Here is a 14,055-nt window from a genome sequence, read left to right on the forward strand (position 1 = left end):
ATCAATATTCAATCGTCACCAAAATCAGATTATGAAAAATACATACAACTTATTCATTGTCCTACTCCTATCTGTTGCGATTATTAGCTGTAGCACCAAAAAAGGAACTGATACTGAAAAAGTAACGACCGCCAATGTCAAGCAAGTCGTGGAGAAAGAGTTTAACTACCCTATCCCTACGTCGTTCGAAGTGACCACACTTCTACAAGACGCAGATGCGGCGTTCGTACTCGACATAACCAACCCAGTAGAAAACGTAGACAAATACGAAACACAACGAGACAAAGCGCTCAACCTCGGTATCTATGGAGCTGACCTTAGCTACGCCAGTACTTACAACATGAACGAGCAGACTTTGGAATTCTTAGACGCATCGAAGAGGCTCATCGATGGACTGGATGTCCCAGGTATCTTCAACGAAGACATGTTGGCACGTGTGCAAGAGAACATGGACAACAGAGATTCGCTGATCCTGATCGTGACTGAGTCGTTTTACAACACCTACGAGCAACTAAACAAACTAGGTCAGGACAAACTTTCTTTCCTCGTGATCTCAGCCAGCTGGATCGAGGGATTGTATATCACGACACAACTCGCCGTATCTAGTAACTACGACGAACGCATCATGGCGATCGTAGCACAGCAGAAAGGACCAGCCAGCATCCTCGTAGATACTGCCGAAAAATACAAAGACGATGAAGATATTCAGGCGGTCGCTCCCCTGCTCAACTTCATGAAGTTGACCTACGAAGGAGTCGATCCTGCGGTGGGGATCACCAAAGGACAGTTGGATGACATCACCTCCAACGTCGAGTCTACTAGAAACGAAATCGTGGATTGATCCAAATATCAATTTCTTATTGGAAAGGCATATTGATTATTCAATATGCCTTTTTTAATTTGCGCCCGACAATAACATGATCCCGAACGAATGAGTGAATCTATTATTAATGCCCTGATGCGGCTATTTGCCATCATTGAAAGTGTAAAAGATGAAGTGGTGGATTCGGGTCACATGATCGTCAAGCCCTACCTACAGCGACAGCTCAACCAAGAGCTGTCAGACCAGTACCTGGGGCTATTTCAGGACTATGTGGACTTCTACAGAAAAGAAGCTTCGTCCAATACGCCTGAGATTGAAAACGAAACCAAAAACATCATTCAGGTCACCAAAATCTGTCAGCAACTCAACAAAGAACTGCTACAGCATGAGCGTGTACTCGTATTCGTCGAACTGGTAGAGCTCATCAATACGGACAAGAAAGTCTCCACCCGCGAGAACGATTTCATGCAATTGGTCGCGCTCAACTTTAACCTACCCAAACAAGAAACCGACGACATCTGTTCGTTCATCCTCGATCAGGACATCAAAAATGTCCACAAGGGCAATGGCATGGTCATCGACAACAAAGTCACCGAATGGCCAAAAGAGATCGCTTGGATGATGAAACGAAAGACCGAACCCGGCATCACGGATTTTCGACACATCCAGGTCGAAAACCTATTCGGCACCATCGTCATACTCCATGTAGAAAGTGTCAATACTTTCATCTTTAGATACAATGGCCCACTGAGTCTGTTCGTCGAGGGAAAGAAAATCCAAAACGGAAAAATATACATCCTCAACTCTGGCGCCATCATCAAGGGCAGTACGATCAAACCCATATATGAGTCAGACATCAGCAAACGGTTTCTACTGGATGTCAAAAAAACAAAGCTCGTCCTACAGGCCGAAGAGATGACCTACAACTTCAAGAACAGTGACAATGGCATCAAGCCGTTCAGCTTTAGCGAAGAGTCGGGGCAGCTCATAGGCGTCATGGGAGGCAGTGGCACTGGTAAGTCCACCCTCATGAACCTGCTCAATGGCAAACTAGAGCCTAAGTCTGGCGAGATCAAAATCAATGGCTACAGCATACCCCGCAGTGTACAAGAAGGGGTCATCGGCTATGTCCCGCAGGACGACCTCCTGTTCGACGAACTCACCGTGTACGAAAACCTCTACTTCAATGCCAAGCTATGCTTTGGAGACCTGCCCGAAAACCGCATTCGTCGAGAGGTCAACAAAGTGCTCGAAGACTTAGACATAGAGGAGATCAAAGACCTCAAAGTCGGTGATCCGCTCAACAAGTCCATCAGTGGTGGGCAAAGAAAACGCCTCAACATCGCGCTGGAGCTACTGCGTGAGCCATCGGTACTTTACATCGACGAACCTACCTCCGGTCTATCCTCTATGGACTCAGAAAAGGTCGTCAACCTACTCAAGGAACAAACCCGAAATGGCAAACTCGTCATCATCATCATCCATCAGCCCTCGTCGGCCATCTACAAGCTCTTCGACAAAGTATGGATACTAGACAAAGGAGGCTACCCCGTATACACCGGCAACCCCATCGATGCAATCGTCTATTTCAAAACCATGAATACGGAGGTCAACGCTGCGGAAAGCGAATGCCGTACCTGTGGCAATGTCATCCCAGAGCAGATCCTCCACATCATCGAGACCAAAGAGATCGACGAAAAAGGTGGCTCCACCAAACACCGAAAAACATCACCCGAAGAGTGGTACGAAAAATACAAAGAGAACATAGAGTCTAAGACTGAAAAAATAAAATTCGAAACGGCACTCCCTCCGTCCAACTTTTCGATCCCTAACCTCATACAGCAGTCTGCCATCTATCTCAAACGTGTACTGCTTTCCAAGCGTAGCAACACGCAATACATCCTACTCAACATCCTAGAACCACCACTACTGGCACTCATATTGGGTTTCCTAGCCAAGTATTCGGAGAGTAGTGTGTATGACTTTAGCGAAAACCGAAACATCCCGATCTACCTCTTTATGACCATCGTCGTATCGCTGTTTACAGGACTGACAGTCAGTGCAGAGGAGATTTTCAAGGACAAGAAAATCCTAGAACGGGAGTCCTTCCTAAACCTCAGTCGGTTTAGTTATCTCAACTCGAAGATTATCTATCTGTTTGGGTTATCCGCTGTGCAAGTATTGATTTTCACCCTGTTTGGTAACTACCTGCTTGAGATCAAAGGGCTGACTTTCCAATACTGGCTGATACTGTTCTCTACCGCTTGTTTTGCCAACATGGTCGGGCTCAACATCTCATCGGGGTTCAACTCTATCGTCACGATCTACATCCTGATCCCATTGATCCTCGTGCCACAGCTGCTGCTAGGCGGTGCGATGATCCGCTTCGACGATCTCAACCATGGCGTTGGGGACAAGAAGAATGTGCCCTTTATCGGAGACATGATGGTATCCAGATGGGCTTATGAGGCTCTCGCAGTAGAGCAAGCATCTAACAATGCCTACAGAAGTCACTTCATGGCCTATGACAAACGCATGAGTGACGCCAGCTACACTTTTGCGTATTTGATTCCTGACCTATCTGGTAAACTCCGAGAAGCCTATATGGAAGTGCTAGAAGACAACCATAGCCAAAAAGCCATCTATAACCTCAAGATGTGCCGCCACGAAATCGAGAAACTCCAAAACGAGGAAGGCAATCCACGGTTTGCAGCGATGGATCAGCTGTACTTTGAGAACCTAGACTCGGCACTGTACGAACAGTCCCTAGCCTACCTAAGAGGGCTGAGAAAGAAGTACAAAAACATCAAGCAGCAGGCAGTCAACGAACGTGACTCAATCTACCGTCAGCTCATCAAAGAGATCGGACAAGATGGATTGCTAGAACTCAAACGAACCCATCACAACGATGCGCTGCACTCGCTCGTCCTCAACCGAGACCAAATACAAAAAATATATGAAGGTGAAGATGAGCTGATTCGCAAAAAAGATCCGCTCTTCATCACGCCTGATTCGAAATGGGGCGATGCTCCATTCTACGCCCATGTCAAGGTACTGGGCAACTGGGAGATAGACACCTTCTACTTCAACTTGGCAGTGATATGGATCATGACCTTTATCACCTACCTGATGCTCTACTTTGACCTCTTGCGAAAAGTACTCAAATGGTCCTCTCGCCAATTTGAAAAGCGATAACAGAATGAATAATATATCTACTCAATCTCCCCACAGCTCTCGCGCTGCGGTTAGTATCTTCTTTTTGATCCATGGCATCAACCTTGCCTCGTGGGCCTCACGTATCCCAGACATCAAGGCTGCCATGGACATCAATGATGCGCAGATGGGTACACTACTACTCGTCATGCCCATCAGTTCTCTACTAGGGCTCGCTGCGAGTAGCTGGATACTGCGGAGCTTCGACAACAAAGTACCGCTGATAGTCGCCATGATCGCCCAATCTATCGCGCTGGCATGTATCGGCATCAGTAGCAGCCTCATCGCATTAGGCAGCTCGTTGTTTTTCATGGCGCTGGCATTTCGTGTAGGAGGCATAGCCATGAATACACAAGCTGTGATTCTACAAAAATCCTACGCCAAACCGATCAATGGCTCTTTTCACGCCATGTGGAGTTTTGGTGGGATACTCGCTGTAGGGCTCACGTCTCTGATGATCGCCTTAGACGTCCCTATGCATACTCACCTCATCTGGACCTCTGTATGCATCGGTATTTTTGCGATCGTATGCTATCCGTGGTTACCCTCAGGAGATCGTGCTACCGAAGGCTCTAAAATCAAAATGGGCAAGCCAGACAAACCACTGTTTCTACTGGGTGTACTGATATTACTCGCTTCGTTCTGTGAGGGAGGGATGTTTGACTGGAGCGGTGTGTATTTCAAAGACATCGTCAACGTAGAAGTCTATACCGCAGGCTATTTCACTTTCATGATCTGTATGACGATAGCCAGACTACTCTTAGACAAACTAGTCGCTCGCATAGACAACAAAAAAATCTACATAGGGAGTTCATTACTCATCGTCGGAGGCATACTCCTCGCTGTACTCCTCCCAAACCTCATACCAGCTATGATTGGTTTTTCAGTAGTCGGCATGGGTACTGCAGTCGTGATCCCGACTACTTTTCTGATGGCTGGGGATTCCAAAAAATACTCTGCAGGTATGGCTATCTCTATCATATCGAGCTACAGTGTGGTTGGTATGTTATTTGGTCCTCCCTTGATAGGTTTTATATCCGAGGCGTTTGGGTTGCAAGTGTCCTTTCTCTTCTTTGCCTTGATGGGGCTATTGATTCTTCCCGTTTCGCTGATGTACTTTCACGCGGTTAAGCGGCAAGACTAATCACCGGACTGAACTACCCTCATCACCCCGACATGAGATCGAGGTATCCCTCACATCGGGCAGACTGTAAGGAGCTGCGGTGCTTACAATGGATCATTCCCTGATAGCCCTTCGTCGCTTCAGCGAATGATGGTTAGATCAACGAATGAGTCAACATAGCCCTATGTCTACAAAGCAACCTTTTCCCTCTTGCTCACATTATGGATTCACAACACACAACTAACTCATTATCAATCATGAAAACACTACTAACAATCCCACTCAGTCTCTTATTGCTCATCGCGACGACTCCCTTAGCAGCCAAAACAGACACTACCAGTAAGGATGAACAAAAGCAAGCGAAGACTTACGGCACCAAAAAGCATGGCAAGCTCATTCACTTTGCAGACGGCATGTTTCGTGATGGGTCTGACCAGATCGAGATCGGTCAAGTGATCAAATTGAAAAAAGAATCCATCCAGGTCAAATCAGTAAAACTCTATGCCTTTGACAGTGCTATGGACAATATGGATTTCAAGATCAGCTTTTATAAAGTAGAGAATGGGCGCCCTACATTGATCCAAATCCATAAGCCGATCATGCAATCTCAATCGATCAAAGAAGGTTGGCTAACACTAGATCTGTCCAAATATGATTTGCAGATAAATGAAGATTTCGTAGTTGCCTTAGAAACAGAGAGAAAATCTTCAGATGTAGGCTCACTATCCTATGAAGTAAAACCACTGGCTAACAGACACAGCTATTACCGCATCAACGGTAACAAAACCTGGAAACGCCCCCCTCACAGATATTGCCTACAAGTCGTCGCTGATGTGTTGTAGATCGGTATGACAAAAAACTGACGCTAGAGTACTTTCGACGTAACCTCTAGCGTCATTGATGCTTTATCCTTTCACGTCAAACGCTAGTAGACTCTCTCCCTCCAAAGTAGCGACGAGCTTGTCACCTGCTTTCACCGCTCCTACGCCATGTGCGGGTGTTCCTGACAAGATGATATCTCCCGGGTTGAGCGTCATATACTGCGACACATGCGCGATAATTTCTGGCAGTTTGTAAACCATAAGTGAAGAATGACCTGTCTGTACACGCTCCCCATTGAGATCTAACGCAAAATTGATGTTATCAATGTCAGCAAACTGCGACAGTGGCAAAAAGCCTGAAATCGGCGTAGCACCATCAAACCCCTTGGCCAATGCCCATGGTCCCTTTCCTTCGCGACTCTGTGACAACACGTCCTTTGCCGTAAAATCAATCGAAACAGCCACTTCGTCTACGTGCGACAATGCTTCTGCTTCCGTTATATTTTTACCTTGCTTAGAGATTTTAAAAGCGAGCTCAACCTCGTAGGCTACATTCTGAGAGACTGCTGGAATTTCAAAAGCAGCATTGTCAGTCAACAGCGTAGTTTCAGGTTTGGTAAAAATAATAGGAGCCCATTTGGGCGATGGCATTTCCTCCAGCGTATTCACATAGTTTTTGCCTATTCCGATGATAATCATAGTCTTGTTTTTAGTTTTTCACAAAAATAGACGACTATCCGATTCCTGCAATTGAACACATATTATTCTCTGCTTTATTTGTTTTCATGGAAGTAAAAACCACTTTACCAACAAAGAACAACAAAGATGTCAATCAATACACCAAAGACTTCATCTTGAAAGAAAAACAGATCGAGTCCATCGAAACTGAAACAATTGAAAACCATAGCCCTAATCAAAAAAAGAGGCACCTCTACAAGCACCTCTTTAAACTATGAATTACTAATTACTAAAACTCTATTTTACTTGTCGGTAGACGTTGTTGTGCTGGAGCGTGCTTTTGAAATCACGAATGTTCGTGTTTTCATCGATGGTCACGATTTCCAGATCTACCATGTCGGCATAGTCTTCTAGGTATTCATTGCCTAGGTTTTGACTATAGACGGTGTGGTGTGCGCCACCTGCCAAAATCCATGCTTGTGCAGCGATCTCAAGGTTTGGTTTGGCATCCCAAAGTACACGAGCCGTAGGCAAGTGTGGCAGGTCTTGTGTAGGCTCGATGCCTTCCACGTTGTTGACAATCATACGCATACGGCCTCCCATGTCTACTACAGATGCATTGAGGGCTTTGCCACCAGCTGCATTGAATACCAAACGAACCGGATCTTCTTTTCCGCCAATTCCGAGCGGGTGTACTTCACATTTAACTTTCTCAGCGCTGATAGATGGACAGATCTCCAACATGTGCGAACCGAGTACCAAATCCTTCTCAGGAGTGAAGTGGTAGGTATAATCCTCCATGAATGAGTTGCCTCCTCCCATACCGGCAGCCATGACCTTCATCGTACGTGTGAGAGCAGCTGTTTTCCAGTCTCCCTCACCAGCGAACCCAAAGCCATCAGCCATCAGTCGCTGTGCAGCGATACCTGGAAGTTGTTTTATGCCATGTAGGTTTTCGAATGTATCGGTAAAGGCTGTGAATCCTCCTTCCTTAAAGAAACTTCTCAGACCTATCTCGATCTTTGCTGCATCTTCTAATGACTGTCTCTGTGCTCCACCTAATTTCAATACATCTTGCATGATGTAAGTCTCTTCATATTCCTGAATCAAAGCCTTCACTTGATCATCAGTAGCTGACTCGATGTGTTCTACGACATCCCCCACGCCATAGCCATGTACTTCATAGCCAAACTTAATTTGTGCTTCTACTTTGTCTCCTTCGGTCACAGCTACCTGACGCATGTTGTCACCGATACGAGCTACTTTGCCTGACTGAGCATCCTGATGTGCGCTCGCCACACGCGTCCATACGTTGATTTGCTCTACGACACGCTCGTCTTGCCAGTGTCCTACGACTACTTTGCGTTGGATACCCAAGCGAGAACAAATAAATCCAAATTCACGGTCACCATGAGCGGATTGGTTTAGATTCATAAAATCCATGTCTATAGTTGACCATGGAATCTCTGCGTTGAACTGTGTATGAAGGTGCAAGAAGGGCTTGTTGAGTACTTTCAATCCTCCGATCCACATTTTCGCAGGAGAGAAAGTGTGCATCCAAAAGATCAAACCCACACAATCGTCTGCATTGTTAGATGCTAAACATATTTTTTTGATCTCTTCTGGAGTTGTTACTACTCCTTTGTATTCAATTTGTACAGGAATCTTACCGTGGGCATTCAGAGACTTAGAAATCTCTTCTGAATGCGTCGCTACTTGCTTGAGCGTCTCTGGTCCATAGAGGTGCTGAGACCCTGTGACGAACCATACTTTATTTTGTTCTATTGATATCATCGTGTTAATCGTTTCTTTTATAACTATTGCTAGGGCTGTGGTATACAGACCAAGGTCTCAAAACACACCCAAATTATGACTGACCGTAATAAGCTCCTTTGCCGTGTTTGCGCTCGTAGTGTTTCTTTTTGAGTGACTCCTTGAGACGTGGTGCTTCGGGATTAATCGTCTTGGTGATCCATGCCATCTTGGCAACTTCTTCCAATACAGCAGAGTGGTACACGGCTTTTTTCACATCCTTGCCCCAAGTAAATGGCGCATGATTCGCAACGATTACCATCGGCACTTCTTCTGGTGTGATATTTTTATCTTTGAAGCAATCCATGATCTGAAACCCCGTCTCATACTCATAATCTCCTTCGATCATCTCGTCAGTCATCACAGGAGCACAAGGAATATCAAATGCCAAGTGATCCGCATGGGTCGTCCCATAGATCGGAATGTCCAGTTGGGTCTGCGCCCAAGCCGTAGCATGTGTCGAGTGCGTATGCACGATCCCGCCGATGTTTTCCCAGTTTTTATATAATACAGCGTGTGTTTTCGTATCGGACGACGGTCTCATGCTGCCTTCTATGATGTTGTTCTCAAAATCAACAATCACCATGTCCTCGACTTTCAAGTCTTCGTAAGGCACCCCACTAGGCTTGATCGCAAAGACCTTTTTGTCTCTGTCAACAGCACTGGCATTGCCAAAAGTGAACAGCACCAATCCCAGTTGAGGCAACTGCATGTTAGCGTCGTAGGCTTCTTGTTTTATTTTCTGATATGGGCTCATTGCATGGTTATTTTTTCGATTGATTCTCCTAGCTGGCAGTACTTTACGTACAGCTGTGCATAGACTTCTGCTTTGTCCGCATTGGGCTGATAGGTCTTCTCAAAACCACCCCCCATAGCCTTCATAGCCTGTTCTACTTTCTCATATTTGCCGGCTGCAACTGCCGCAAACATCGCCGCTCCTAGAGCACAAGTCTGCTCTGAGCTAGCCACTTTGATGGGCATCTGCATGACATCAGAGAGCGTCTGCATCACGAGTTTGGACTTCTTGGCGATCCCACCGAGCGCGATGACGCCTTTGATTTCGACTCCCTCGTCTGCAAAGCGATCCGAGATGCGTTTCGCACCAAAGCATGTCGCTTCGACCAGACTCTTGAATAATCGTGGCGCGTCTGTGCCGAGATTGATACCAGAGAGTACACCTTTGAGTGCTTGATTGGCGTCCGGAGTTCTGCGTCCATTCATCCAATCGAGTGCTACCGGGTCATTGGCAGTTGTTTCTAATTGTGCTGCAGCTTCTGCGAGGGCGGGGATGATTTTATCATCCAGTTCTGTAGCATATTGCTCCTTCAACTCCGTACTCATGTGCTCTACGGGCCAGAGCAACAGTCGCTTGAACCACGCATAGACATCTCCAAAAGCAGATTGTCCCGCTTCCAGACCGAGCATGTTAGGGATCACTGACCCGTTGACTTGCCCGCATATTCCTTTGACAAGGTGCTCTTTGGCCTCCAAAGGAGCTACCATGATATCGCAAGTAGAAGTCCCGACGATTTTGCTGAGGTAGCCTGGCTCGATCTCACCACCAACAGCTCCCATGTGACAATCGAATGCCCCCACTGCAACGACCACATCCGTAGAAAGACCGAGTTTATCCGCCCATTCGCCTGTCAATTGTCCAACGGTTTCGTCTGAACTATACGTTTTTTCCAGAAGCTCCGTACGGAACTCCGCAAAGCTCGAATCGATCTGTGTCAAGTAGCTCTTTGGCGGTATGCCGTTGTAGTCTTTGTGCCAGAGAGCCTTGTGTCCTGCAGCGCATACGCTACGTTTCAAATCCTCGGCCTTGTTTCCTCCTGTAAGAAGAAAAGGTATCCAATCACAGTGCTCGACCCAAGTATAAGCAGCCGATTTGACGACAGGATCGACACGGTTGGTATGTGCTATTTTGGCCCAGTACCACTCAGAAGAGTAGATACCTCCGACATACTTAAGATAGTCTTCGTTGGATTGCGCATTGATAGCGTTGATTTCGGTAGCCTCTTGTAGTGCCGTATGGTCTTTCCAGAGGTGAAACATCGCGTTAGGGTTCTCTGCAAACTCGGACTTAAGCGCGAGAGGTGTCCCTGCTGCGTCAACTGGCACGGGTGTAGAACCCGTAGTATCTACCCCGATACCAATTACATTTTGACTCACTGCTGATCCTGCTTCTAGCATAGACCGAGTGATTACATCTGTCATGGCTTCTATGTAGTCGAGCGGGTGCTGTCTAAACTGGTTGTCATGCGGAATGCAATATTGCCCCTCTGCCCATCTTGGGTAGTTGCACACGGCAGTCGCTACTTCTTCGCCAGTCTCCACATTGACGACCAACGCCCTGACACTGTCAGAACCAAAGTCTAGTCCTATGGTATATTGTTGTCCTTTCATTCTCTGCTTTTTAATTCGTGTACGATTCACACTTACTAGACAAATATAGCAACTTTTAATAAAGTGTCTATTTTACACTTATAAATTTTAAAAGAAATTTGATGAACTAAAACGCAAGAAATAGTACTGATGACTCAGACAGTCTAAATCAAGATAAGGCTGGAGATTTTGATTTTATTTCGTCGTAACACCGACTTAAACATGAGATAATACCAGATTAAGAAAGGTAAATCATAAATACTATAATAATATTACAAAATATTATTGGATAAGTAATATTTTAAAACAGCAGCTATGAGAATTTTTAAATCAAATATCCGTCTATGGATTGGGATAATCGCTATTTATATGCTCTCTTCCTTAAGCGCATGCGTCGCACACAAACCACAAAGTGCATGGATGGACCTCCCACACGCCCGTTCATTAGACAAGAAAAAAGGCAAACGCTCCAAAAAGATTCAAAAACGAGAAAAGCCCCCTCGTCGCTACAGACCCTGACATCATAACTCCGCAACAATACACTTAATTAGATGATGGCTAGCCTATCATCTAGCCAAAATACATTAATACTACTCCAACGTTCAATTTGGAATCAGGATTGATATGCACAGTCGTAAATAGGGGCCAAATCATACCAATTAATACTACACTACCACATTAACTTTTCAATTAGTCAATTTTCATATTGCCTCCCACAATAATTAGTATTGGTCTCTTTATGAAAAATTAATTCGTGCCAGCACCTTCATATACCTTTCTAAAACAATGAATATTCTGTAAATTAACAGAAAGAGAGTTCTCATAGATTTGAATCTGACACGATTGCAAACTATGGGTTCTTATTTACATCTAAACTACAACCATTAAAACACCTCACAATGGAAAACAATCATTCAAACTCGGATGGGGAAGGCAAATGTCCGTTTATGCATGGGACACTAGCTCATGGAGCTGGTAGTGGTCATAAAAACCAAGACTGGTGGCCCAATCAACTAAAAATAAATCTCCTCCGACAACACTCCTCACTGTCCGACCCAATGGATTCAGGGTTTGATTACAAACAAGCATTCGAGAGTCTCGATCTAACAGCCATCAAAAAAGACCTTACGGACTTGATGACTGATTCGCAAGATTGGTGGCCAGCAGATTTTGGCCACTATGGCCCGCTATTTATCCGAATGGCATGGCACAGTGCAGGCACCTACCGCGCTGGAGATGGTCGTGGAGGAGGAGGCAGTGGATCTCAGCGCTTTGCGCCGCTTAACAGCTGGCCAGACAATGCCAACCTAGACAAAGCCCGCAGGCTTCTCTGGCCTATCAAACAAAAGTATGGACGCAAAATATCATGGGCAGACCTCATGATTTTGACAGGTAATGTCGCACTAGAATCTATGGGATTCCAAACTTTCGGTTTTGCAGGAGGGCGTGAAGATGTTTGGGAACCCGAAAACGATATATACTGGGGTGCAGAAACCACGTGGCTTGATGACAAACGCTATACAGGAGAACGTAACCTAGAAAATCCTCTAGCCGCAGTACAAATGGGACTTATCTATGTCAACCCTGAAGGTCCAAACGGTAATCCAGACCCGATCGCTGCTGCTAAGGATATCCGAGAAACTTTTGGCAGAATGGCCATGAATGATGAAGAAACCGTCGCACTCATCGCAGGTGGACACAGTTTTGGTAAGACACACGGTGCAGGAGATGCAGGACTCGTAGGTGCAGAACCCGAAGGAGCGGGTATCGAAGAGCAAGGTCTAGGCTGGAGGAGTACCCACGGTTCAGGCATAGGCGCTGACGCAATCACTGGAGGGCCAGAAGTAACATGGACCACCACTCCTACTCAATGGAGCAACAACTTCTTCGAAAACCTATTCGGCTATGAGTGGGAACTCACCAAAAGCCCCGCTGGAGCCAGCCAATGGATTGCCAAAAATGCTGACGACATCATACCTAATGCTTTTGACTCATCCAAGAAACAAGCTCCCACTATGCTCACGACAGATTTATCGCTTCGATATGATCCAGCCTATGAGAAAATATCTCGACGGTTCTATGAAAATCCTGACGAATTTGCAGATGCATTTGCGAGAGCTTGGTTCAAACTGACACACAGAGATATGGGGCCTAGAGTTCGCTTTTTAGGGCCAGAAGTACCCGCCGAAGAACTTATCTGGCAGGACCCGATCCCAGCCGTTGATCATCCGTTGATCAGTGATCAGGATATAATTACGCTCAAAAACAAAATTCTAGATTCAGGACTATCGATCTCACAACTAGTTACCACGGCGTGGGCTTCTGCCTCCACATACCGTGGCTCTGACATGCGTGGTGGTGCGAACGGATCGCGGATCAGGCTTGCACCACAAAAATACTGGGAGGCTAATAATCCAGCAGAATTATCTATAGTACTGAACAAACTAGAAAGTGTACAGCAGGAGTTTAATAACTCTGGTAAAAAAGTCTCACTAGCCGATGTAATCGTCCTAGGCGGATGTGCTGCAGTTGAAAAAGCAGCTAAAGATGCTGGACATACGCTGACAGTTCCGTTCTCTCCAGGAAGAATGGATGCAACACAGGAGCAGACAGAAGTCGAGTCTTTTGCATTCTTAGAACCTTTAGCAGACGGCTTTCGCAACTACCAGAAAAAACAATACGCTGTCTCTGCCGAAGAACTGCTAATCGACAAAGCACAACTACTGACTCTTACTGCTCCAGAGCTAACCGTCCTGATTGGAGGCATGCGGGTACTAGACACCAACTATGACCAGTCTAAACATGGCGTCTTGACCGACCGACCAGGAGTACTCACCAATGATTTTTTCGTCAACTTACTGAATATGCGTACTGTATGGAAGGAAAGTAGTAAAGAAGGAATTTTCGAAGGCAGAGACATTACCACTGGTAGTATCAAATGGACTGGAACCCGTGTAGATCTAGTTTTCGGATCAAACTCAGAACTCCGAGCCATGGCTGAAGTTTATGGTTGTGAGGATTCAAAAGACAAGTTCGTCAAGGACTTTGTCGCAGTATGGAGCAAGGTTATGAACCTAGACCGCTTTGATTTGGATTGATTCCAATAGGAAAACATGACGAGAGGTTGCCAACGCAACCTCTCGCTTCATTGCATGACTATGATACAACTGATGACTATAGTGAGACAGAGTGCTAGCAGC

At 45.8% G+C, this 14,055-nt stretch carries 10 protein-coding genes; 6 read left to right on the forward strand and 4 right to left on the reverse strand.

Annotated features, from left to right (window positions below; all coding sequences use genetic code 11):
• Positions 1-31 precede the first annotated feature (31 nt).
• From BGP76_RS09575 to BGP76_RS09590, 4 genes are all read left to right on the forward strand, one after another.
• Positions 32-841, forward strand: a complete 810-nt coding sequence (locus tag BGP76_RS09575; RefSeq protein WP_119844503.1) for a hypothetical protein — start codon at positions 32-34, stop codon at positions 839-841.
• Positions 842-931: 90 nt separating this feature from the next.
• Positions 932-4,018, forward strand: a complete 3,087-nt coding sequence (locus BGP76_RS09580) for an ATP-binding cassette domain-containing protein (RefSeq protein WP_119844504.1) — start codon at positions 932-934, stop codon at positions 4,016-4,018.
• 4 nt (positions 4,019-4,022) lie between these two features.
• The gene (locus BGP76_RS09585) at positions 4,023-5,180 is read left to right on the forward strand and encodes an MFS transporter (RefSeq protein WP_119844505.1); all 1,158 of its coding nucleotides are present in this window, start codon (positions 4,023-4,025) and stop codon (positions 5,178-5,180) included.
• 236 nt (positions 5,181-5,416) lie between these two features.
• Positions 5,417-6,001, forward strand: coding sequence for a hypothetical protein (locus tag BGP76_RS09590; protein ID WP_119844506.1), 585 nt, complete (start codon positions 5,417-5,419; stop codon positions 5,999-6,001).
• Positions 6,002-6,064: 63 nt separating this feature from the next.
• Here BGP76_RS09590 and BGP76_RS09595 read toward each other — a convergent pair whose 3' ends face one another.
• Positions 6,065-6,679 (reverse strand): fumarylacetoacetate hydrolase family protein, encoded by a 615-nt coding sequence (locus BGP76_RS09595; protein ID WP_073124151.1) that lies wholly within the window; start codon positions 6,677-6,679, stop codon positions 6,065-6,067.
• 86 nt (positions 6,680-6,765) lie between these two features.
• Between BGP76_RS09595 and BGP76_RS20315 the strand changes: the two genes are divergently transcribed.
• Complete coding sequence (locus tag BGP76_RS20315) at positions 6,766-6,936, forward strand: hypothetical protein (protein ID WP_158584206.1); 171 nt, start codon at positions 6,766-6,768, stop codon at positions 6,934-6,936.
• A gap of 19 nt (positions 6,937-6,955) precedes the next feature.
• On the opposite strand, the gene araA is transcribed toward BGP76_RS20315, so the two are convergent.
• The 3 genes from araA to BGP76_RS09610 form a co-directional block, all read right to left on the reverse strand.
• Positions 6,956-8,452 (reverse strand): L-arabinose isomerase, encoded by a 1,497-nt coding sequence (gene araA, locus BGP76_RS09600; RefSeq protein WP_119844507.1) that lies wholly within the window; start codon positions 8,450-8,452, stop codon positions 6,956-6,958.
• A gap of 73 nt (positions 8,453-8,525) precedes the next feature.
• A complete protein-coding gene (locus tag BGP76_RS09605) occupies positions 8,526-9,227 on the reverse strand; it encodes an L-ribulose-5-phosphate 4-epimerase (protein ID WP_119844508.1) in 702 nt (233 codons plus the stop codon).
• Complete coding sequence (locus BGP76_RS09610) at positions 9,224-10,876, reverse strand: ribulokinase (protein ID WP_119844509.1); 1,653 nt, start codon at positions 10,874-10,876, stop codon at positions 9,224-9,226. Before BGP76_RS09610 ends, BGP76_RS09605 begins: the two co-directional genes overlap by 4 nt.
• Before the next feature lie 878 nt (positions 10,877-11,754).
• Here BGP76_RS09610 and katG point away from each other — a divergent pair.
• Entirely contained in the window at positions 11,755-13,953 is a 2,199-nt protein-coding gene (gene katG / locus BGP76_RS09615; protein ID WP_119844510.1) for a catalase/peroxidase HPI, read from the forward strand.
• The last annotated feature ends 102 nt before the right edge of the window (positions 13,954-14,055 follow it).

The sequence above is a fragment of the Reichenbachiella sp. MSK19-1 genome (genome assembly GCF_003590315.1).
GTDB classification, from domain to species: domain Bacteria; phylum Bacteroidota; class Bacteroidia; order Cytophagales; family Cyclobacteriaceae; genus Reichenbachiella; species Reichenbachiella agariperforans.